The sequence below is a fragment of the Daejeonella lutea genome, assembly GCF_900168015.1.
Classification (GTDB): Bacteria; Bacteroidota; Bacteroidia; order Sphingobacteriales; family Sphingobacteriaceae; genus Daejeonella; species Daejeonella lutea.
This window is the reverse complement of sequence record NZ_FUYR01000001.1, coordinates 791,264-814,806: the sequence shown is the minus strand read 5'-3', so window position 1 is coordinate 814,806 and position 23,543 is coordinate 791,264. Positions and strand designations below refer to the sequence as shown.

The 23,543-nt window shown below is 39.4% G+C and carries 21 protein-coding genes; 6 read left to right on the top strand and 15 right to left on the bottom strand.

Annotated elements, in window-relative coordinates; all coding sequences use genetic code 11:
* The first annotated feature begins 51 nt into the window (after positions 1-51).
* The 5 genes from B5X60_RS03540 (at position 52) to B5X60_RS03520 (ending at position 4,960) form a co-directional block, all read left to right on the top strand.
* Positions 52-660: a WbqC family protein gene (locus B5X60_RS03540; RefSeq protein ID WP_079701273.1), complete on the top strand. Its 609-nt coding sequence runs from the start codon at positions 52-54 to the stop codon at positions 658-660.
* A gap of 2 nt (positions 661-662) precedes the next feature.
* Positions 663-1,787 carry a magnesium/cobalt transporter CorA gene (gene corA / locus B5X60_RS03535; protein WP_079701272.1) on the top strand — a complete coding sequence of 375 codons (1,125 nt, stop codon included), beginning with the start codon at positions 663-665 and terminating at the stop codon, positions 1,785-1,787.
* A gap of 68 nt (positions 1,788-1,855) precedes the next feature.
* Positions 1,856-3,205, top strand: a complete 1,350-nt coding sequence (gene mgtE / locus B5X60_RS03530) for a magnesium transporter (RefSeq protein WP_079701271.1) — start codon at positions 1,856-1,858, stop codon at positions 3,203-3,205.
* An 83-nt stretch (positions 3,206-3,288) separates the two neighbouring features.
* A complete protein-coding gene (gene bioB, locus B5X60_RS03525; RefSeq protein ID WP_079701270.1) occupies positions 3,289-4,287 on the top strand; it encodes a biotin synthase BioB in 999 nt (332 codons plus the stop codon).
* 22 nt (positions 4,288-4,309) lie between these two features.
* On the top strand, positions 4,310-4,960 hold the full coding sequence (locus tag B5X60_RS03520) for a DsbA family protein (protein ID WP_079701269.1): 651 nt from the start codon (positions 4,310-4,312) through the stop codon (positions 4,958-4,960).
* On the opposite strand, the gene B5X60_RS03515 is transcribed toward B5X60_RS03520, so the two are convergent.
* Both B5X60_RS03515 and B5X60_RS03510 read right to left on the bottom strand, forming a co-directional pair.
* On the bottom strand, positions 4,957-7,080 hold the full coding sequence (locus tag B5X60_RS03515) for an FUSC family protein (protein ID WP_079701268.1): 2,124 nt from the start codon (positions 7,078-7,080) through the stop codon (positions 4,957-4,959). The genes B5X60_RS03520 and B5X60_RS03515 overlap by 4 nt on opposite strands.
* A 53-nt stretch (positions 7,081-7,133) precedes the next feature.
* The gene (locus B5X60_RS03510; protein WP_079701267.1) at positions 7,134-7,544 is read right to left on the bottom strand and encodes an organic hydroperoxide resistance protein; all 411 of its coding nucleotides are present in this window, start codon (positions 7,542-7,544) and stop codon (positions 7,134-7,136) included.
* A 1,382-nt stretch (positions 7,545-8,926) separates the two neighbouring features.
* Here B5X60_RS03510 and B5X60_RS03505 point away from each other — a divergent pair.
* Positions 8,927-10,270, top strand: coding sequence for a PhoH family protein (locus tag B5X60_RS03505; RefSeq protein ID WP_079701266.1), 1,344 nt, complete (start codon positions 8,927-8,929; stop codon positions 10,268-10,270).
* Between the two features lie 72 nt (positions 10,271-10,342).
* Here B5X60_RS03505 and B5X60_RS03500 read toward each other — a convergent pair whose 3' ends face one another.
* From B5X60_RS03500 to B5X60_RS03440, 13 genes are all read right to left on the bottom strand, one after another.
* On the bottom strand, positions 10,343-10,543 hold the full coding sequence (locus B5X60_RS03500; RefSeq protein ID WP_079701265.1) for a cold-shock protein: 201 nt from the start codon (positions 10,541-10,543) through the stop codon (positions 10,343-10,345).
* 348 nt (positions 10,544-10,891) lie between these two features.
* Positions 10,892-12,067, bottom strand: a complete 1,176-nt coding sequence (locus B5X60_RS03495; protein WP_079701264.1) for a tetratricopeptide repeat protein — start codon at positions 12,065-12,067, stop codon at positions 10,892-10,894.
* A 6-nt stretch (positions 12,068-12,073) separates the two neighbouring features.
* The gene (locus B5X60_RS03490; RefSeq protein ID WP_170878369.1) at positions 12,074-13,093 is read right to left on the bottom strand and encodes a tetratricopeptide repeat protein; all 1,020 of its coding nucleotides are present in this window, start codon (positions 13,091-13,093) and stop codon (positions 12,074-12,076) included.
* 94 nt (positions 13,094-13,187) lie between these two features.
* Positions 13,188-15,794 carry a DNA gyrase subunit A gene (gyrA, locus tag B5X60_RS03485; protein WP_079701262.1) on the bottom strand — a complete coding sequence of 869 codons (2,607 nt, stop codon included), beginning with the start codon at positions 15,792-15,794 and terminating at the stop codon, positions 13,188-13,190.
* A gap of 244 nt (positions 15,795-16,038) precedes the next feature.
* Positions 16,039-17,343 (bottom strand): cryptochrome/photolyase family protein, encoded by a 1,305-nt coding sequence (locus B5X60_RS03480; protein WP_079701261.1) that lies wholly within the window; start codon positions 17,341-17,343, stop codon positions 16,039-16,041.
* A gap of 5 nt (positions 17,344-17,348) precedes the next feature.
* Positions 17,349-18,272: a TIGR01777 family oxidoreductase gene (locus tag B5X60_RS03475; protein ID WP_079702290.1), complete on the bottom strand. Its 924-nt coding sequence runs from the start codon at positions 18,270-18,272 to the stop codon at positions 17,349-17,351.
* 8 nt (positions 18,273-18,280) lie between these two features.
* Entirely contained in the window at positions 18,281-18,736 is a 456-nt protein-coding gene (locus tag B5X60_RS03470) for an SRPBCC family protein (protein WP_079701260.1), read from the bottom strand.
* Position 18,737: 1 nt separating this feature from the next.
* A complete protein-coding gene (idi, locus tag B5X60_RS03465) occupies positions 18,738-19,274 on the bottom strand; it encodes an isopentenyl-diphosphate Delta-isomerase (protein WP_079701259.1) in 537 nt (178 codons plus the stop codon).
* Positions 19,275-19,277: 3 nt separating this feature from the next.
* Positions 19,278-19,745: a hypothetical protein gene (locus B5X60_RS03460; protein ID WP_139377350.1), complete on the bottom strand. Its 468-nt coding sequence runs from the start codon at positions 19,743-19,745 to the stop codon at positions 19,278-19,280.
* Positions 19,742-20,578 (bottom strand): phytoene/squalene synthase family protein, encoded by an 837-nt coding sequence (locus tag B5X60_RS03455; protein WP_079701257.1) that lies wholly within the window; start codon positions 20,576-20,578, stop codon positions 19,742-19,744. Before B5X60_RS03455 ends, B5X60_RS03460 begins: the two co-directional genes overlap by 4 nt.
* Positions 20,562-22,058, bottom strand: coding sequence for a phytoene desaturase family protein (locus B5X60_RS03450; protein WP_079701256.1), 1,497 nt, complete (start codon positions 22,056-22,058; stop codon positions 20,562-20,564). Before B5X60_RS03450 ends, B5X60_RS03455 begins: the two co-directional genes overlap by 17 nt.
* Positions 22,059-22,061: 3 nt before the next feature.
* Positions 22,062-22,955: a MerR family transcriptional regulator gene (locus B5X60_RS03445; protein WP_079701255.1), complete on the bottom strand. Its 894-nt coding sequence runs from the start codon at positions 22,953-22,955 to the stop codon at positions 22,062-22,064.
* A gap of 185 nt (positions 22,956-23,140) precedes the next feature.
* On the bottom strand, positions 23,141-23,542 hold the full coding sequence (locus B5X60_RS03440; protein ID WP_079701254.1) for a hypothetical protein: 402 nt from the start codon (positions 23,540-23,542) through the stop codon (positions 23,141-23,143).
* Between the last annotated feature and the right edge of the window lies 1 nt (position 23,543).

Here is a 23,543-nt window from a genome sequence, read left to right as displayed (position 1 = left end):
CTTGTTTAATTTACTAATTTCGGCATCCGGATCACAAACTTAACTCATACAATGGTAAAAGGCGCAATTTTCCCTTTATTTTATCTGCCTCCAATCGACTATTTCAGCAAGTTGCAAGAAAACAGAAATCAAGTTGTAATTGAAAATGCGGAGCATTTTGAGAAGCAAAGTTTCCGAAACCGCGCTTCTATACATTCGCCGAATGGTAAACTTGATCTAATAGTTCCTGTCATCAAAGGCTCCAAAAATCATACAAAGGTTAAAGATGTGAAGATCAGCTACGACTTCAACTGGCAGCGTCTCCATTTATTGAGTCTACAAACAAGTTATAGAAGTTCAGCGTACTTCGAGTTTTACGAGGATGATCTAATGCCTTTCTATGAAAAACGGTGGGATTTCCTTTTTGATTATAATGAAGATCTTCTGGCCTTGCTTTTGCGCTTCCTGAAGCTAAACATACAGTACGAATACACAAACAATTTTGAAAAAGAACACTTTGCCAGTCCGGATTTCAGGAGCAGTATTCATCCGAAACGGTCAATTTTAAATGATGGTCGTCCCTATTTCCAGGTCTTTGAGGAAAGAAATGGATTTATACCAAATTTAAGTATTGTTGATCTTTTATTTAATCAGGGTCCGCAGAGTAATAAGTACCTTTAGAAATGGCTAAGATCCGGCGCATCCACCTTAAGTCTAAAAAATACATTCCCGTTCCCGGAGTAAGCCCTGGTTCTATACAACTGTATGAAGGATCATTACAACCTAAAATAACAGCGTATTCTTATGGAGTGTCAGCTTATCACTGCGAGAATCTGGAATCTCTGGATGAACTTGACCAACATTTTAAGAAACATCCAACATTAACACACTGGATCGACATCCGGGGAATTGGGGATCTCGGGCTCTATGATTATTTTGAAAAAAAATTTAAAGTTCACAAACTCGTACTCGAAGATATTGCTAATATTCAGCAGCGCCCCAAGATCGATGAGTATGACGACTACCTCTTTGCGGTAAGCCGAATGCTTTATGTAGACGCTGAACTGGAAATTGAGAACGAACAAATGTCATTTTTGCTTTTCCCAAAGGTGCTTTTCAGTTTTCAGGAAAATTACACAGATACGGTCGAGCCAGTTATTCACAGACTAGAGCAGGGGAAGGGCAACATTCGAATCAGCGGAACATCTTACATGCTTTATTCATTGATGGATATCATTGTAGATAATTACTTCACCCTTATTTATAAACTTGGGGATGAACTCGAAACTATTGAGGAACTGTTGTATCGCAAACCTGATAAGACCCTGATGTATCAAACTCAATCCATAAAGAGGGCCATGATAATGATCAGACGAGCAGCCTGGCCCGAAAGGGATAAGATGAACGACATGATCCGAAGTGAAAGTAAACTGATTCATAAACAGACAAAGCCTTTCCTTAAAGACACCTATGATCATTGTATGCAGGTAATTGACCTGGTTGAAAGCTATAAAGATGTGACGACCAGTCTTATTGATATGAACTTATCGTTCATTAGTAATAGAATGAATGAGATTATGAAAGTTTTGACGATCATTTCCTCCATTTTTATTCCCCTTACGTTCATCGCTGGCGTTTATGGAATGAATTTCGCTTATCAGGATCCAGAGACGGGGAAGATCTTAAAACACAATATGCCGGAACTTTATTCAGAAAACGGTTATCTGTATACTATGGGAGTGATGTTGGTCATCGCTATCATGCAGATGATATACTTCTGGCGCAAAGGCTGGCTGAGCAACAAATAAGAGACACTTCTGGTCAGAGTAAAGTAGTTTATCCTGCCGTTTCTCATCCGTAATCGCTACTTTTAACCATGCAATCTTTCGAACTGGACAAATCGGATATCCTGAAGATCAGAAAAGCCCTCGAAGAGGATGATTCTGCATTGAAGGCACTTGTCGCCGAGTATCATCCATCAGAGATTGCGATCCTTTTCGAAGGATTACCACAGGAATCGCGTGAGAGGATTATCAGCATTCTTCCTGCTGAGGTCGCTTCTGAGGTTATTTCCGAGATGGATGCCGAGTTCCATCCTGAAAAATTACTGGAAAATCTTCATCCGGAACGTAGATCGGAAATTGTCGAAGAGCTTGATTACGATGACGCAACGGATATCATCAGCCAGCTTCCGGAGGAACAACAACAGGAGATTCTTGAAGAGCTGGATGAAGAAGATGCATCTAATATTCGATCACTTTTAAAGTACGACGACGACACCGCAGGTGGTTTAATGAACACCCAGGTGATCAAGATCAGTATGAAATTGATGAAAAAGGATGCACTTGAGCTCGTGATTCAACAATCTGAAGAAATGGAGGAGTTCTATACTATCAACGTTATCGATGATAAAAATGTCCTAAGGGGTATCGTTTCTTTGAAAGATATAATAAAAGCCCGAAATAATGTCAGGATTGAAGAGATCATTAAGACAGATTTTGTGTTCGTGAAAGCAGATACAGATCAGGAAGAAGTCGCCCGCTTAATATCACAATATAATTTAACCAGTATACCCGTAGTTGATGACAATATGCACCTTCTGGGCCGGATAACCTTCGACGACGTCATCGACGTGATGGAAGAAGAAAATACTGAAGATATTTTGAAAATTTCCGGGGTTTCGGAGGATGAAGAGTTGGCTGGTAACTGGAAGGAGGCGGTAAAAAGCCGTTTACCCTGGCTTATATTGAATTTAGGTACAGCATTCCTGGCTGCTTCGGTTATCAGATATTTCGACAGTTCAATAGCCCGAATGGGAATATTGGCGGGCTATATGGTTATGATTGCAGGCATGGGAGGGAATGCCGCAACCCAAGCACTCGCCGTGACCGTAAGACGTATTTCTTTAAATGACCTGACAGACAATCAAGCCTATCGCACGGTTTTGAAAGAATTTACTGTCGGACTTATAAACGGCGCAAGTATCGGATTTGTCATCTTTCTTTTTGCCGTGTTTTACGATGGTAATCCAATGCTTGGGCTTGTAATCTTTGTGGCAATGACAGGAAACTTAATTATTGCGGGAATGGCTGGTTCTTCAATTCCGCTGATGTTAAAAAGGGTTGGTATCGACCCTGCTATCGCTTCGTCCATTATCATCACAACATTCACAGATGTTTTTGGCTTTCTTCTCTTGCTTGGTTTGGCTAGCAAGCTGTTATTGTAGCCCTAATAACTTATACAATATCCTTTTTAAGGCTTGGGTTTTTATTCTAAATTTGCTTACCGGCAAAATGTACCACTTACCATATGACTGAGATCAAAAACAACTGGACAAAAGAAGAGATATCAGAAATCTATCACAGCCCATTGCTGGATCTTATTTATCGTGCGGCAACTGTGCACAGAGAAAATAAAGATTATTCTGAGGTTCAAATTAGCAGTTTACTATCAATAAAGACAGGTGGTTGTCCAGAAGATTGTGCTTATTGTCCGCAGGCAGCACGTTTTCATACCGATTTGGAGGTGCAGGCGCTGATGTCTGTTGACCAGGTTACAGATGCTGCTCAAAAAGCGAAAAATGCCGGAGCATCCCGATTATGTATGGGTGCCGCCTGGAGAGAAGTCAGGGATAACCGCGATTTTGATCGGGTTATTGAAATGGTCAAATCAGTAAATTCTCTAGATATGGAAGTATGCTGTACTCTGGGCATGCTTACTGAGTCACAAGCACAACGTTTAGCGGATGCCGGCCTATATGCATATAACCATAACCTTGATACATCCGAAGATGACTACAAAAGAATCATCACTACACGAACTTACGATGACCGCCTCAAAACAATTGATAATGCCAGGAAGGCTAAATTAACAGTATGCAGCGGTGGTATAATAGGATTAGGTGAAACGGTCGAAGATCGAATTTCAATGCTGAAAACCCTGTCTAATATGGTTAAACATCCAGAATCGGTTCCTATCAATGCCCTTGTTCCAGTTAAAGGAACTCCTTTGGCCGATCAGCCAAGAGTTCCAATTTGGGATATGATCCGGATGATAGCAACAGCACGAATTATTATGCCTAAAACAGTTGTTCGTTTATCTGCAGGCCGGACTGAAATGAGTTTAACTGACCAGGCATTCTGCTTTATGGCAGGGGCCAATTCTATATTCGCGGGCGATAAATTATTAACGACGCCTAACCCGGCGTTTAATGAGGATATGGAAATGTTTTCATTATTGGGTTTGAAGCCTCGTGAAGCATTTAAAAATGGCAGACCAAGGGTTAGGGTTGAGGAAGAGGCTTTATAATATTTGAATTTTTATATTTTAAATGCAAAAGTATATCAGGATCATCTACGTATACGATGCCCTTTGCGGGTGGTGTTATGGTTTTAGTAAGGTGATCCACGCCTTTTATGAAAGCCACGGATCCATATTCCCATTTGAGGTTCTTAGCGGAGGTATGATGACTGGCGAACGAGTGGGGTCAATAAATGACATTGCCCCATTCATCAAAAGTGCTTATAAGACTGTTGAGGATACTACGGGGATTAAATTTGGAGAGCCATACCTTAAACATCTGGAAGAGGGTACAATGATCCTGAACTCGGAAAAGCCAGCAATAGCACTCTCCGTATTTAAATCATACTTACCTGAAAAAGCTGTGGCGTTTACGCACGATCTGCAAGATGCTATCTACTTTGAAGGACAAGATCCAAATGAGAACGAATTGTATCGTTACCTTGCCGTTAATTTCGGAATTGACCCTGACGATTTTGAAGTAAAACTTCAGGAAGAATCATTTAAAACTGCCGCATTCTACGAATTCTCACTGGCAAAGCAGATACAAGTAACAGGATTTCCAGCTGTATTAGTTCAGTCAGGAGAAACCGGTTTTTACCTCATTGCAAAAGGATATACAGATCTTGATACACTTGAACTCCGTCTGCAGAATGTTCTGAGCGAAATCCAGGCGAGTTAGTTCGGTATCAGTTTTTGGATATCCTGGATTAGTTTGTTAATGTAATCCAACTGCTCGTAGAGTAAATACTGATCTTTTGTAGCGGGAGAATCTGGTGCGGCCTCAGGAAACCGGAGTTCTGCCTCATTAAAATCTTTTGCTCCCAATTTCCTTATTATTTCACCCAAAGTATATAATGATTTGCGTATTAGTTTGATGTGACTTTCATTTGTTTCTGGTTTATCAGCATTCTGCAGGTTCGTGATCAACGTCGCGATGTAAGAAGAAAGTATATGATTCAAGACCACAAATTTATGGACCTCTTTATTATTCTGTTGCTTACTTTTTGGTTCAGACTGCATCCGCTGAAAAGCACTTCCAAGGTTTGCAGAGCTTACAAATACATCTTTCCGTGAGAGTTTATATGATGTGATATCAAAAGGTCTTTCGGCAAGTTCGTTGGCCACATTCACTAAATAATGGTAGTTAGCTATTAGTGCTTCACGCATGAAATTCCTAAGGTTGCGGTACTCCCAGTTTGGAAGGATTATAAAACTTGCAGCTAAGGCGATGAAAGAACCTATAAACGTATCAATAATCCTTTCCTGAGCTATGCTAATATTATTCTCACCAAGAAAACTAAACAAAATGAGCGTATATGGGGTCATGAACAAAACACTGACTACATAATTCAGCCTTTGGAAGCTAAACATCCCGACCATAAAAACCATCAGTAAAATAAAGAGCGTAAATTGATCTTTAACAAAAATGAGTATTAAAGCGCCAGCAACGCCACCACAAAGTGTACCTATTAAGCGCTGAACATTTCTTTGTTTTGTTAGGCTGAAGGCAGGTTTCAGGATCACCAATATTGTCAGAAGGATCCAGTAACTGTGGTGACCAAATGGGAATAATTTAGAAACCAGATATCCAATTAAACACATCAACGCGACTCGTATTGAATGTCTGAACATTGACGACTTAAAAGTGAGGTTATCCTTAAGAAGCTTTATATCGAAGTCCTGGTGTGAAACAAATTTTTTAAGATCTTCAGTACTGCGGATATTTGCTCCTGATAGCTGTGGATTATCAAAATAGCTGTAAATCTTCCTTACTCTGCTCGCCATATTACGGACATTTATAAGGATCTTCTTGAGCACCAGATTGCTTATATTTTGTTCCTCTACCTTATCAATGTCAATTTTGAGAGCGTCAAGTGCAGCTTTATAGTGATGCAAGCGTACAGGTTTATCATTGCTGACGATGAAATAGCTTAGATTATCCAATTCCTCGCTAAACTTCAGTATGACCGCTTTAAAACCTTTCAAAGCATCAGTCTTGCCAAACTTCGACCGTATCGCCTGGTAATCATAATGCGTTGCCATGGTTTGCTCGAACAAATCGACAATGTCCACGAACACTAGAATTAGCAAGCGCCCGGAACTCGTTGATTCCTTGACCATCAGCCGGCTTTTAAATAAAAGTTCCCTAACAATATCCTGATGTTGATTCACTATAATCTGTTGTTCAACAAGTTTCTTGTAATTCTCATCATGATCTGTTGCAAGGTCATAAAATTCCGACTTTATTCTAACGAAGGTGGCCACCTCCCGAATACATTCTCCTAAAGCCTGCTGCGCCAGTCGGTAGGGGCGAATTTGAGTTAAGGATAAGCTAAGGAGGGTGTACCATGCTCCGCCGGCAAGAATATATATCGCGTGCATCCAAATCCCCGAGTGTGCAACAACATTCTCATCAATGGTGAGGATCATGATGATTAGGGCAGCTGTTCCCACAGACGAAGCTCGATTGCCGTAAATGGAAAACATGGAAAAGAAGAAACACAGGGCAACTATCTCTATTCCAATAAGGATAGGATTCCAGTTGACGAGACTGGTCAATACAGCGGTGAGAAATACAAAAAGATTGCAGAAAAGCATTCCATTTCTCTTATGAACCACTGGGCCGGGATTGTCAGCTATGCTAATGCACAGTGCACCAAGAGAGATAGTTAGGCCGGTTGAAAGAAGGTTCAGATTATAGAAGACAAGAGAGGGGAGTAGCACCCCAAAAGTTATTCGCAATCCATCGGAAAAATATTGGCTGAAAATGAACGACTTAATTTCCCTCGATTGATTCATTATAACAAAAATACCCTTATCTGAACTGATTATCAATTCAGATAAGGGATAATTTATACTGCTGTTACGCGGGTTTCTATATTACCGCGAGTTGCCTTAGAGTAGGGGCACACACGGTGGGCCTTATCTGCAAGTTTTTGTGCTTCCTCGGCTGGAATTCCAGGAATGTGAACATCGAGTTCAGCAGACAGTGCAAACGCATTACCATCTTTATTAAAAGAAACGTGGACATCGACGCTTGCCTCAGAAGAATCGACGCCCTCATGTTCAGCTATTGTCCCTAAGGCACCCAGGTAACAAGCACCCCATGCACCGGCAAACAGTTGCTCGGGATTGGTAGCACCACCCTGGCCGCCCATTTCGTGAGGTTTATGAAGATCCATTTCTAATATTCCATCTGAAGACTTAATATGTCCATTACGACCACCTTTTGCAGTAACTACTGCCGTATATATTTTTTCCATGATTTTGTTTAATTGAATGGAGCAAAAACTGTTCCCACTAAAAGTATTAATGCATTTAATAATAAATATTCTTTGTGTACGGGCAGCCTTAAAATAAAAGCTTGGTTCTAAAATTAAAGAAATGTGAATAAGCCAAAGTTTTGAGGATGTTGATTGTTGAAGATATATACATGCTAATCAACTTATTATCAATTGAATAAGGTCTTTTTCTATGTTTATAAGTTCAGCTTTTTTGTGAGCAACCTGTTTATAAAAACTATGATTTTTCTCTTGACACAGGTCCACGTTTAGCCTACCTTAGTATTAATAAGAACGAGGTACATTGACAGTCTGAAATAAAATCCCAAAAGATCCGAAGCCTTCGGGTTTCATCAGATCCGGGATTATTTAAACTTGATTCAGAACAGATCGCAAGATTTGTTTGAAAAGATCAGGATCGAAATGACAGACGTTATTAAAAATTGCAAACAATCTAAGGAATGAATGCAATTAGGATAAAGGGCCACGGGAATCTTGCTTGAAAGATCATTGATTCTACGAACCGGTTAAGTGCCATAAAGCTTATGCTTTTGATCAACTACGGTTGTGAAAAAAGTTAAAACGGAAACTGGAATCGCAAGAGGATGGTTTCCGTTTTTCGTTTTAAATGAATTCTATATTGTATTTTTCCCAGTTTTCAATTTTAAATACCAAGAAGCTCACTGAGTGGGAATTGAATACCTGGCGGTCGGGAATCATCAGAACAAGATACAACAACTTCACACGCCAATCTCGATAATTTACTTAGCAATAGTTCACTGCTAATGTTAATAATTTGGAAATCGATGAGATGTTAACAACCGGTTTAAAATGTAGTTAAGTTTCACTATACCAATTATATTACGAATAGAATTAGGTTGAAAAGACAGTTAATTTTGTTAGTAACCTTGTTATTAAATAGCTTCATTTTTCCCTTGACAAAAGCCAAGGATGCACTATATTAGTATTATTAAAACGGACGTACTTTGACAGCCTGAAACAATATCCACAAAAATCCGAAGCTCTCGGGCTTCAACAGATTTTGGATAATTTAAGCTTCAATTCAGACCGGCATTGTGAGATAAAGGCTGGAGATGATAGCTCCTAAGGACAGGCATTACCTATTTTGCAAACATTCTATGGAAGGGTTGCGATGATAAAGTAAGGGTCAACGGATACTAAAGGTTTGAAAAGACCGGCAGGAACGAACCAGGCAAAGTAAAGAAGAATTAATACTTTGAGCGACTATGGTTGCGAAAAAGTTAAAACGGAAACCCCAATCGAAAGACCAAGGTTTCCGTTTTTCTTTTGCACAAAATCCAATTCCCCTCAAACCTTCTTGCGTTTTTCTTATTTTTGATTAAATGGGAAAAGATAATTCTACGGCACAGGGTAAGATATTTGTTCTGGACACTTCGGTCATATTATACGATCACGATGCATTCCAAAACTTTCAAGAACATGATGTAGCGGTTCCAATTCAGGTGCTTGAAGAACTTGATAACTTCAAGACTGGAAATGACACAAGGAATTACGAAGCCAGAAGCTTTATCCGGTTGATGGATAATATTTCCAGAAGTGCGCTCCTAAATGAGTGGATCCCATTAAAAGGGAAGGGGAGAGGGAGCTTTAAAGTAGTAATGGATGAGGTGCCCGAGAAAGTCAATGCAGAAAAAATTTTCGGAGAAGGGAAATTTGATCATCGAATTTTGAATGCCGCCCTTAGTCTCCAGGAAAAATACCCGTCCAAACGGATCACGCTTGTTTCAAAAGATATTTGTTTAAGACTTAAAGCAAAAGCTCTCAATCTATTTGCTGAGGATTATGAAACTGGAAAGGTCAAAAATGTTGAAGAACTATATACCGGAAAGACAGTCGTCAGCAATTTAACAAATAAGGTAATAGACGAGCTTATCAGTAAAAAAACTCTGCCCATAGAAAAAACAGGTGTTAGTATAATTCACGAAAATCATTTTTTTACTTTAAACAGCAAGAATAAAACAGCGTCAGCATATTACAATCCTAAAAGGTTCGAACTGGAGTATATCCCTCATCAGTCGGTTTATAATATAGAGCCGAAAAATCCGGAACAGGCTTTCGCTATTCATGCATTGATGAACCCGGATATTAAATTAGTAACAATTCAGGGCAACGCTGGTACCGGAAAGACACTTCTTGCTATAGCCAGTGCGCTTGAACAAAGAAAGAATTATAGACAGATATTCGTGACCAGACCAATTGTCCCTTTGAGTAACAAGGATATTGGTTTTTTGCCTGGAGATGTTAAGTCTAAGATAGATCCTTATATGGCTCCAATCTGGGATAATCTAAAATTTATCAAGGACCAATTAAATGATGATGATAAAGCCCAGGCGAAAATTGATGAACTGGTGTTGACCGAAAAGATTTCAGTGGCCCCTTTGGCGTTTATCCGTGGACGAACATTAACCAAAATATTTTTCATTGTTGACGAGGCTCAAAATTTAACACCTCATGAAATAAAGACAATAATATCAAGAGCTGGAGAGGACACCAAGATTGTTTTTACTGGAGATATTTATCAAATAGATACACCATATTTGGATGCCGAAAGCAATGGATTATCTTATTTAATAGATAAGGCTAAGAATCATCCATTGTATGCTCATATAACACTACAAAAGGGCGAGCGAAGTGAGTTAGCTAATCTTGCGAATGATTTATTGTAGATTATAAATATGTCTATACAAAAAAAGCCTCCGATTTCTCGGAGGCTTTTTTGTTCAGTGATATATGTTGATTTAGTAAACAACTTTCACATTAACAGCGTTAAGGCCTTTTTTGCCACGCTCAACTTCGTATTGAACTTTATCGTTTTCACGAATTTGATCAATTAGACCTGATGAGTGAACGAAAACGTCTTCTTCACCTGATTCTGCGGGCACGATGAACCCGAATCCTTTAGTTTCATTAAAAAACTTTACTGTACCTTCTTTTTGCATTGTGTTATTTATTAATATAATAAGAACAAAGGTACGGAAAATAGATTCGATTTTAATTAATATTATTCATCGAATCGCTGTTGACAGTTTTTTACACGGTCATCACCATTATTTTCCAAAGATTATTTTTAACGCTCTAGCTCTACCAACGACATTTGGAAGATGTTCAACCATAACTATTCAAAGGTTCAGATGCTGATTTTGACGTTCTATATTGTATTATAATTAATATTATGTTAAATAGAAAAGTAGACTGCGTACTCCTATCTTAGTATCATACCATTTTAGTTACACAAAAAAAGTCCGGATATAACTACCCGGACTCTTAATAATTGGAATTGTGTTTCGTTAAAGCGCTTCGATCTTCTTAGTTAGTTCTTCAACCTTAGCATTGTCTTTTTTAACAAGATAATACGTTTTGAGATTTTCAAGAGCTATTCTGGATTTAGGATCTAATTCCGTAGCTTTCTGAAGGTATGGAAATGCTTTTTCAAATTCTACTGAAGCTTTCTTCATTGCCGCGTCATACTCCTTTTGTTGTGATGGAGGAAGCTTGTTCGCCTCATTGTAGAGCGCAATTCCCTTATTCAGCATAACACCACCAATATTAATACTTGCGTCTGCAAATGTTGGATCGATTGCGATAGCTTGCAAATATGACTCTTCCGCTTTCACTGGATCACCAACTGTGCTATATGCAATACCCAGGTAATAAGGATATAACTTATTTTTTGGATCTCTCTTAGCTTGCTCAGCGATTTTAGTAATAACTTCTTTTTGCTTGCCAGACATTAAACTTAACTCAATTTCCTGTGTTGCTAACGCCGGATCTTTAAATTTAGTTGCACCTTCGCCGGCGATGGTAATAGCTTTAGCTGTATCACCTTTCATCGAATATAACCGAGACAGATCAAGGTAAATCTGGTTGTTTGCTGAAAAATTCGTTTTTACTAATGCCTCGTAATTCTTTATTCCTGCATCGTAATTTTTAGAATTTATGGCTGAAAGGCCAGCATAGTAAGTTATTGTAGTATCACCTGGACGATACGTTAATGCATTCGTAAAAGCTGTATAAGCGTCCGCGAAATTATTGGTTTGGTAAGCCTTAACACCTTGATTTAACTCATATTGGCTAAATATTGCTCCATTTACATGGTCAAGATTTGCTTTGTTGGCACCATCTTTATCCAGTTCGACTGCTTTCTTATAAGCAGTCTGTGATTCAGCAATAAGCGGTTTGGAGGTGGCTGGGACACTATCCATTAAAGCTAGTTCACCATAAATTAACGCTTTGTACGTCCATGCTGCCGGGTCGGCTGCAGTCTTTTCATTTGCTACTGCCTTATCCACCGCTGTTTTAGCTGTTTTCAGGCTTGGAAGTGCTAATGGCATTGAATTCGCGTCCTTTAGCTGGACATAACTGTCATAATTTTTCTTAGCATTTGCCACTTCCCCTTTTTGCGCATATACTAACACAGAGGAAGCTGTTAGAACAGCTGCTAAAATGAAAGATTTAATTTTCATGTTATTCTAATTTAATTTGAGTTGGTTTATTCTATTGTTTATTCTTTGCAGTTCAATGTTATCTCCAGTATGTTTATATAAGACTGATAACGATGTCAATGACTTTAACTCATTTGGGTCAATTTCGTTTGCCTTTGATAAATAATATTTTGAAACATATAAAACACTATTCTTGCTTGTATCCCGCAGGTATAAATTTAGATACAGTAACCCTAACGCATAATTTCCCTCATAATTATTAGGGTTTATATTTAAAACGGCTTTATAATATTCCTCGGCTTTTAAAGTGTTGCCCACCATTTCGTTTGCAAAGCCAGCAAGATAGTTTAAATTGACATTGTATTCATCTAATTTTAAAGCCCTTTCGGTAAATTTAGCTATTTCAGCATAATCGTTACGATTTACCAGAAGATTAATCAGTTTGAATATGAGGTCTCTGTTTTCAGGAAAGGCCTCACTCCCAGCCTTCAACGAATTTACTGCTGCTAATTCCTCCCCTCGTGCATCGTATAGATTTGCTAATACGAGATAGTATTCGGGCTTTGGTTTTTGTCTTATAAGTTTGATGTAGTAAGAAATGGATCCTTCATAATTACCTACTTCCTGGTGCAACAATGCCAGATTATGGGTTATCGAATAATTGTTTTTATCAAGGGAATCAAGGATTGTAAAGTATTTCAACGCATCGGTAAACCTTCGTTCTTTAAATGAGGTATTTGCCCGATATAAATAAACCTGTTGAAGCTGGCCGTTTATATAGTCAATTTCATAGGAAGCATCTGATGCTGATTTAGATGCTTTAATAAACTTTAGAGAAAATTTTGCGACTTCAAGCGGGTCTTTTGAATATTTCAGTTTCAAATTTGAATCTGCCCGGGCAAGAGTTGAATAAACTAAACTCCGGATTAAGTTATTTTTGAAAGCATTTGAGTCTGATTTTGTTTTAAATGCATCATCGATAAGCTTTCGTGCAGCCTCAAGGTCCTTTATATCCTTTGATTTGGAATATTTTGCATAGCTGTTCATCGCATCCTTGGTGATCAGGGTTTGAGCCTGCAAGGGTGCGATGAACAACAGCATAATTGATAAAAGAAATATAAATATTCCCTTCATTGTAATTTTATTCAGTTTCCGGAGTCTCTGGTTCTTCAGCCGTATCGCCGGATTCAGCTGAGGAATCTTTCGTCGGTTCCGAAGAATCACTTTCTTCTAATGCAGATGAGTCATCGGAGATTTCAACATCCTCATCAGACTCCTCCTCGTGTTCAACCTTTGTGATCGACGCGATTGAATCATCTCCTTTAAAAGTAATTAAGCGTACACCCTGTGTTGCACGGCCCATTACTCGGAGATCACTCAATCCGATTCGGATAACGATACCAGATTTATTAATAATCATAAGATCATCATTATCGGTAACATCTTTTATAGCAACGAGTTCACCAGTCTTTTCTGTAACATTGATGGTTTTAACCCCTTTTCCTCCCCTATTAGTAACGCGATAATCATCGATGTCAGTACGTTTGCCATAACCATTTTCAGAAACGACTAAAACCGTAACTTCTGGATTATTGATGCTGATCATACCCACAACTTCATCCTTGTCGTGTGCGAGTGTGATACCCCGTACACCTGTTGCAGTACGGCCCATTGGACGAACAGTTGATTCGTTGAAACGAATTGCCCTGCCTGAACGAAGTGCCATTACTATCTCACTTTCACCAGTGGTCATACATGCTTCCAGCAACTGATCACCCTCATTAATGTTAATTGCATTTATTCCGTTAGCCCTTGGACGGGAATATGCTTCCAGAGAAGTTTTCTTAATAGTTCCCTTCTTGGTACACATGATAATAAAGTTGTTTTCCAGGTAATCCTGGTCTTTTAGATTTACAACTTTAATATATGCCTTAATATTCTCTTCCTTTGGAATGTTAATAACGTTTTGGATAGCGCGGCCTTTACTTGTCCGTGTACCCTCAGGGATTTCGAATACCCTCAGCCAGAAACATTTTCCTGTTTCGGTGAAGAAGAGCATATAATTGTGATTTGTTGCAATCAGGATATGTTCGATAAAGTCCTTATCCCGTGACTGAGATCCCATTGATCCCTTACCTCCTCTGCCCTGTTTCCTGTACTCTGTTAACGGTGTACGCTTGATGTAGCCTTCGTGTGAAATCGTGATTACGACCTCTTCGTCTACAATGAAATCCTCCATACGCATATCATCTGCAGAATGCGTGATTGAAGTCCTACGCTCGTCTCCGAATTTATCTCGTATTTCTATGAGTTCCTCAGTGATAATCTTCATTCTAAGACTCTCATCAGCCAGAATCTGATTCAAATATTCAATGGTCTTCATCAGTTCGGCATATTCTTCCTTGATCTTATCTCTTTCAAGTCCGGTTAACCGGCGAAGAGTCATATCCAGGATAGCACGTGCCTGAATATCAGACAGACTGAAACTCTCCATCAAGCTTATTCTCGCGTCTTCAGGACTGTTCGAAGCACGGATAAGTCTAATTACTTCATCTAAATGATCGAGAGCTATCAACAAGCCTTCGAGAATGTGTGCGCGTTTCTCCGCTTCAGCCAGGTCGAATTTTGTTCTCCGAATTACCACCTCATGACGGTGATCAACAAAGTGTCGAATAAGATCCTTAAGATTTAATAACATCGGCCTTCCATTCACAAGCGCAATATTGTTTACGCTAAAGGATGTCTGCAGGGCTGTATACTTGAAGAGGTTATTAAGGACAATAGAAGCATTCGCATCTCGTTTGATTTCGTACACGATTCGCATTCCATCTCTATCGGATTCATCCCGGATCTCACTTATCCCTTCAATTTTTTTATCGTTAACAAGACCCGCAGTCTGCTCAATCATGTTAGCTTTATTGACCTGATAAGGGATTTCATTAACGATGATCCGCTCACGGTCGCCTTTGTAGACTTCAATCTCAGCCTTTGCCCGCATGACTATCCTGCCACGACCGGTTTCAAAAGCTTCCTGAACACCAGAATATCCGTATATGATTCCTCCAGTAGGGAAATCCGGAGCTTTTACGTGATGCATCAAATCTGCAACGGTAACTTCATTGTTTTCAATGTATGATATTGTCGCATTCACCACTTCTGTCAAATTGTGGGGCGGCATGTTTGTGGCCATACCAACAGCAATTCCAGATGCTCCGTTTACAAGCAGATTGGGTATGCGCGAAGGAAGAACAGTTGGTTCCTCAAGTGTGTCATCAAAATTTAGCTGGAAATCAACAGTATCCTTGTTTATATCAGCCAGCATTTCCTCGGCAATCTTTTTAAGGCGTGCTTCTGTATAACGCATTGCTGCTGGTGAATCCCCGTCAACCGACCCAAAGTTACCTTGTCCGTCAACCATGGGATAACGTAAGCTCCACTCCTGGGCCATCCTTACCATAGCAAAGTAAACCGATGAATCTCCGTGAGGGTGATACTTTCCTAATACATCACCGACAATACGAGCTGATTTTTTGTGAGCTTTACTGCTTGTAACACCAAGATCAAGCATTCCGTAAAGTACCCGACGGTGTACAGGCTTGAGTCCGTCACGTACATCGGGAAGAGCACGGGAAACAATGACAGACATCGAATAATCGATGTAAGCTGACTTCATTTCCTCTTCTATATTAATTGGGATTATTCTATCGTTCTGCGGCGCTAAATTATCGTTTTCTGTATCTTCAGCCATGTTTTATCAAATTCTGATTTTGTGTCTTTCAAATTAATTGAAGGCTTTTTAAATCATCGGCAAACCTTCACTTTTTAAGCCTTGCGAAGTTAGCAAAATTCATGGTCTTTACGCTTTGAATGGTAAAATAATCACCCTAAGATGAAGGGTATTTTTACACATTTTTGGCACTCAGATTATGACTTAACTTAAAGCTGCTGTGAAGAATAGAAATATCGCCGTCTAATGGTGGAAAGTCAAAGAATTAATCGTCGTTGAGAGCCTTCTTATATACATCCAGAGCCCTTTTTCTTGCGAATTCATGCTCCACGATTGGTACCAGATGATACTTGTTAAAATCTTTTATCCAGGTTTTTATATAATGTAGTTTCGGATCAAATTTGAGTGTTTGGGAAGTTGGATTGAAAATCCGGAAATATGGCGCCGAGTCGCAGCCGCTTCCGGCCGCCCATTGCCAGTTTCCGTTGTTTGAAGATAACTCATAATCAATCAGTTTTTGAGCAAAATATGCCTCCCCCCAGCGCCAGTCGATCAGAAGGTGTTTTGTCAGAAACCCAGCAACGATCATCCTAACCCTATTGTGCATCCATCCTATTTCATTTAGTTGCCGCATTCCGGCATCAACAATGGGATATCCGGTTTCACCTTTGCACCATAATTCAAACTCGTGCTCATTGTTCCGCCAGGGGATATTATCGTATTTCTTCTTGAAGCTTTGGTCCACGACATGAGGGAAATGGAATAAAATCATCATAAAAAACTCCCGCCAAATCAGTTCATTGAGCCAGCTTTCATTCCACTTAAAGGCTAGTGAAACAAGGTGACGGATACTTAGAGTCCCAAATCTCAAATAAGGGCTGGCCTGGCTCGTACCAGCGATTCCTGGCAGATTACGTGTCTTATGATAATCGCCAATTGTTTCAGCATCGAGTTTTAAAGGCAAGAGAGTTGGATGGAGATTGGTAAACCCAAGTTCTTTGAGCGATGGAATTTGCTTGAAATCGATTTTAAGCAATGCCGCAAGTTGCTTTTCACTTTGAAAAGTTTCAGGCTTATTTTCATTGTATTTTTGCCTCCATTTCTTTGCATAGGGAGTAAACACCGTATACGGTGATCCGTCAGATTTTAGTATCTCTGATCGTTCGAAAATCACCTGGTCTTTAAACGTTTGGAAGTTTATTCCTTTAGAATTAGCCAGCTTCCTAATCTGGTTGTCACGAAGAATTGCATATGGTTCGTAATCGTGATTTGAAAAAATTTCTCTTACATTAAAATTCTCGAAAATCTGTTTGAATGCATCTAAAACAGGGCTATGAAGGACATAAAGCGAAGATCCAGTTCTTCTTAACTGAGTGTCAATATCGCAAATTGTTTGGTGGATAAAGGCGACACGCGCATCGTGCTTTTCGGTCAACTTATCCAAGATTTGAGGATCGAAAATAAATACAGGTAAAACTGGATATTTGGAACTAAGGGCGTAGTAAAGTGCCGTATTGTCTACCAAACGGAGGTCTCGTCTAAACCAGAAAATGCTAACCTCACGCTTCATTCAATCTATTGGGAGTATATTTCTGTTAAAGCATCATCCAGGGCGGGGTAGCGAAACTGAAAACCTGCATCAATTAATTTCTGAGCAGAATTACGGTCACTAATCAGAACGATCTCACTCATTTCCCCAAGCAATGTTTTAAGAACGAATTCTGGAACATTGACCGGCCAGACCGGCCTGAACAGCTTCTTTGCCATAGCTCGCGTAAACTCCGAATTGGTCACAGGAAAAGGACTTGATGTATTATAGACGCCGTTATAAGTTGAATCTTCAACAACCTTTTCAAAAATCGAGATCATGTCGTAGAGATGAATCCATGGTATCCATTGCTTTCCGCTCCCTAAAGCAGCTCCGGCAAAAAAATTAACGGGTTTTTCGAGTTCGACAAGAGCTCCACCGTGTCGGGTTAGGACGATACCAATTCTTAGCTTAATAATCCTTTTACAGAACTTAGTCCCTTCATCGATTGCATCCTCCCATTGTTTACAACACTCCGCCAGAAATCCAGTTCCATTGCTGCTCTCTTCTGTTAATACTTCATCCCCCCGATTTCCATAGTATCCACCTCCTGAAGCGGAAATAATAGTGTCAATCTTTGCCCCAGTTTTTTCAATGGTGTTAAACAATAGCCTTGTGGATTTTACGCGGCTATCAACAATTTCCTGTTTACGTTTTTTTGTCCACCTTTTATCTGCGATCCCTGCCCCTGCTAGATGTATAATAGTGTCAATTCCATCAAGGCATTTCGGGTCGATTTGGCCAGTATCGATATCCCAGTAAAATGCTTCTGCGTTTTTAACTCTGGAGGGGTCACGGGTTAGAATTTTTATGGCATGTCCTCTTTTTTGGAGATTTCGAACAATTCTGCTTCCGATAAGTCCTGTGGCTCCGGTGATAAGTATATTCCTTGGGGTGATAGACTGGTTCATTGACATTGTTACTTGAATAACCTATTCAGGGTTTCCTCCCGAAATTTAAAAATCTTTCTGATTTTTTCCCTGACAATAAAATTATGAACTATTGTTCCGAGTAAACCCAAAGGTAACTGATACTTTACTTCGTCATGCATCAGAACTCCATTATCTTTTGCCGTGAATGTGTGGGTATGTTCCCACAATAAGTACGGTCCTTTTACCTGCTTGTCGATAAAAAGAAGAGGTTTATCTACTTTGGTAATTTCAGTTTGCCACTTTAAGGGTATTCCCAGGAGTGGTTTCACGGTATAATCAATTATCAAACCTTCATAAACTTCTTTCCCCTCCAGATTGGTGTGAATTTTAAATGCCATTTCAGGTGGGGTTATGACTGCAAGATTAGCCGCTGATGAAAAGAAATCCCAGGCCGTTTGAATGTCGGTATTAAGAAATTGCTCACTTTTGAAAGTGTAGATCATATCATTTTTCGTCAAGGTGTTCCACAACTTTTGCCAGGCAGATTTTCAACCATTCGGTATAATTATCCGGATGAGCCAAAATATCTTTTTGCAACTCTCTCATGGAAATTAATTTCCAATCCATCACTTCATCTGGATTTGGTTTAGGGATTTTATCAGTAAAACCAAAATACACATGATCGAATTCGTGCTCGATCAGGCCATTCTCAAGTTCAGCGCGATAGGTAAAACTAAACGCAAAATTTAATGGACATTTTAGGCCCATTTCCTCCGCGATACGCCGGGTGCCAGCGCTCTTTATATCTTCTCCCTTTCGGGGATGACTGCAGCAGGTATTACTCCATAAACCCGGTGAGTGATACTTTTGCAATGCCCTTCGCTGCAACATTAAAAAACCCATAGAATTGAAGATAAAAACCGAGAAAGCTCGATGTAAAACACCAGTTTTGTGGACACTTGTCTTATCTAAAACTCCTATTTCAACATCATTTTCATCCACTAAAACCAGCAGCTCATCATCATTATCATGGGTATTCATGTTTTAATTATTCTGTTTTAAGTAGCTTGTAATAATCTTTTTTAGCTCCGGATCCCTAACATTTGAAATTGACTGAGTTAGAAAAGATTTGTCGGCTGTCATATGGTCATTATAGCCTAAGAATGAAGGCACGTTATTCTGAATGGTATATCGCAAAAACCTCAATTCAACATTTTTATTGTCCGCCTGAATTGCTTTCTCCAACATACCCTTGCCTTTCTTGAAATAAGATAACTTGCTGAAAGGATTAATAACATATTTTGCCATCAACATGTTAGCGCCCCCCTTATAGCCCAGCAGCAAGGGATTATTTTTCTCGTTATAAGGATGAAGCTCCTTAATAAGATCCTTGCAAACCTTCTCAGACGATGTGGATTTGTGAAATTTCAGCCTTACAGTGCTTGTGGATGGGTCCTTAGCCAGCAGATTTACCCCGACAAAAGTCACAATCAAAAATACAATCATCTTCATACCCATTTCATTTTATTTTGTACCAGACAGTTGATCATCAAACCAAGTTTCCGGCCATTATTTATTCTGACCCGCTCTGTTAAAACTTTGTGAGCAGGTAGACTTTTTATCTTATTAAACAAAGTTTTATAGTAGATGTACGCGAGATAAACACCTCTTTTAGAAGAAATAGGGAGTTTTCTAATTCCAATTAGTGCAGCATTAAAATCTTCTTCAATCTCTAGCTCGATTTGTTCTTTGGAGACATGATTAAACTCCTGAATATCAACACCAGGGAAGTAAGAACGTCCCAAAATTTGATAGTCGTCCTTCATATCTCTCAGAAAATTAACCTTTTGAAATGCAGCACCCAATTTCATAGCAGAAGGTTTAAGCTCCTCAAATTTTGCTTTGTCGTTTTCAGTAAACACATGCAGGCACATTAATCCGACGACTTCAGCTGAACCTAATATATATTGGTTGTAATTGTTGGTATCATACAATACCTTTTCCAAATCCATTTCCATACTCCGGAGAAACAACCTGATTAGCTCCAAGTCAATTTCATATTTATTTACCGCATTTTGGAAAGAGTTCAGAATTGGATTGATTGAGATTTTACTTTCAATTGCCTCGTAAGTCTCGGCAGTAAGTTTTTCCAGCAAATGCCTTTGCTCAAACCCATCAAAACTGTCAACAATTTCATCAGCTAGCCTTACGTAACCATAGATCGAATAGATTGCATCTCGTAATCGAGCATCTATGAAATAAATTCCCATCGAAAAACTGGTACTATAGGTGCGAGTGGTCATTCTGCTGATCTCTACAGAGAGATTATCAAATAGAATCTTCATGTAATTTCTTGTTTAGATGTTTTTGTAAAGTTTCGGCAACAATCTTTCCTGAAATCAAGGCTGGTGGCACTCCAGGTCCGGGAACTGTTAGCTGTCCGGCATAGAAAAGATTACTAATCTTTTTGTTTCGAATGCCAGGTTTAAGTACCGCTGTCTGCATTAGAGTATTCGCAAGGCCATAAGCATTGCCTTTATAGGAGTTATAGTCTTCTATAAAATTACTTACACAATAAGATCGCTTATAATCGATAAATTCATGCACCTCCTCTCCCGTTTGTTCCTCCAGCCTCTGTACCATAATCTTGAAATACTTATCTCTCAACTCCTCACTGTCGGCTAGTCCCGGTGCTATTGGCATTAAAAGGAATAGGTTTTCATGTCCTTCTGGGGCCACAGAATCATCAGATTTTGATGGGCAGCACACGTAAAACAATGGTTTCACAGGCCATTGTGGTTTTTTATAGATCTCTTTGGAATGTTCCAGAAGGTCCTCTTCGAAAAACAAAGTGTGGTGATGTATTTTGCTTATTTTTTTCCTGATTCCTAGATAGTAAATAAGGCAGGATGGAGCAAATGTTTTCTTTTCCCAGTATTTATCTGAATAATTCCTTTCGGAGGATGGGATAAGCTTACTTTCAACATGGTGATAGTCTGCTGATGCTACGACAGCATCAAATTGCAGGTGCGAACCACTAACACTCACGCTGGTTACCTGATTGATTTCGATATTTATCGCTTCCACCGGGCTGTTGAAATGGAATTTTGCACCAAGCTTTTCTGCTAGCCCTTTTATTGCTTCAATAACTGAGGCAAAGCCGCCATTCGGATACCAGGTTCCTAACTTTAAACCGGCGTAATTCATCAAGCTGTACAAAGCAGGTGTATCCTGTGGCATCGCCCCAAGGAATAACACCGGAAACTCCATTATTGCAATCAGTTTGGGGTTGGTAAAATATCGCCGGACATGGCTACTAAAGGAGCTGAACACCTGAAGACGCATAGCGCCTTTCATAAGGTCGAAATCAGCAAATTCCATAAGAGAAATCCCTGGCTTATAAACTAGCTTACCCATGCCGGTATCATACTTGAACTTTGCTTCTTCCATGAACCGATCAAGCTGCGCCGCACTCCCCTTTTCGATAGACTCAAAAAGGGCGCGCAACTTTAAATAATCGTCAGGAACCGCAATGGTTTCATTTTCAGGAAATACAATATCAAATGATGGTGACAATAATTTTAAATCATACACTTCGGAAACCTTGACCCTGAAGTCGGCAAAAAAGCGTTCAAATACATCCGGCATCCAATACCAGCTTGGCCCCATATCAAAAACATACCCTTCCGGACTCCGGAATTGTCGTGCCCGGCCTCCGGCAGTTTCATTCTTTTCGAAAACGTGCACATCATGTCCAGCAGAAGCCAAATAGCAAGCCGCGCTTAAACCAGAAAAACCAGAACCTATAACCGCAATTTTCGACATATCCTAGACTGTATTCAATTGTTTTATTTCATTGTGAAGAGAACTTATGTCACGGAGCCACACTGATTTTTGTCTCAAATCGAGTTGACTGAGTAATTTTTGGTTGCCTGCCAGGTAGATCTTTTCACCATTAAACGCATTGTTTAGATCATTGACGTACTGATTGATGTTTTCAAAAAGATTATAACGCACTAAAAACAGTAACAAGTACTTTGGGTTTATATCTCTCATAGCCGATAAAGCAGCTTCATACGATACACTACTACCAAGGTATACAACTTTATGCCCGCTTTTCCGAATAATAAATGCTGCAAACAAAAGCCCGATCTCATGATATTCGTCTTCAGGAAGAAATAACAGCCATGTATTGGAATTTAGAGCCGCAGGCGGCAATGCATCGATAGCTTTTAAAATTTTTTGGCGGACCAGGTTACTTATGAAATGCTCCTGAACACTGGGTATTACATTTGCTGACCACATGACCCCAACACGCACCAGCATTGGGTATATTATCATTTGATACATACTCTCTAAGCCGTATTTAGCGAGCGCATCTTCAAAAAGTGCTTCAAATCGGCTTTCGTCGTAACACATACCAGCAGAAATTAGCTGCGATACAAAATATTCATGATTGTCATGTATAGATAAATCATTGCTCTGAAGAACAAGGGTGGACAGCTTTTCATCGGGCATTGCACATAATTCAGAAACTTTATGCTTGGTTTCCATCAGGCTTACGATATTTAATAGTCGCCTTAACTGTTCGCCATCATAATAACGGGTATTTTTTTCTGATCTATCCGGTTGCAGAGCTTTGTAACGCTGTTCCCATATCCTAATGGTGTGAGGCTTTATACCCGAGTATTGAGAAAGCTGGGATATGGAAAATACATTCATTGTTTAAATTTATGCAAAAATATCTAAACAAAATTCATGCCTTAATAATATTACAATCAGACCGTCAAATAAATAATGTAACGGCGCCGAAAAAAAGTCACTAAAAAAGCCGCGAAGGTTTTTCGCAGCTCTTTGAATTGAATTTAGAAAGGTAATTTCAGCATTTCAAACCATAGTAGAAAGGCTTAGTCCACTTTCTTCCAATGCTCTTCCACAACCATTCCATTAGGCAAGACCCCACTAGTTATCATTTTATCACCTTCCGTTTTGAATTTGTAAGCGACGGTTACGTTGTCATTCTGAGAGGGCTGGCTGCTGAATTTACTGGTGATCAATATACTGTCACCCTTAATTTCATAACTACCGGAGTTGTAAAGCTCTGGTTCTAATTGTCCTTCCAACAGGTATGCTTCATAGGTATCCGAAGTGTATGTTCTTTGCATCAAAAATTCTGTAGCAGCCTTTCGGGCTTTGCCGTTATAAACACCCCCAGCATATTGCCACTTGCCTTCGACCCCATTAGACGAGCATCCTGTAATTAGAATTAAGCAAATTGCCAATAATGCTGTTGTTTTCAATTTTTTCATA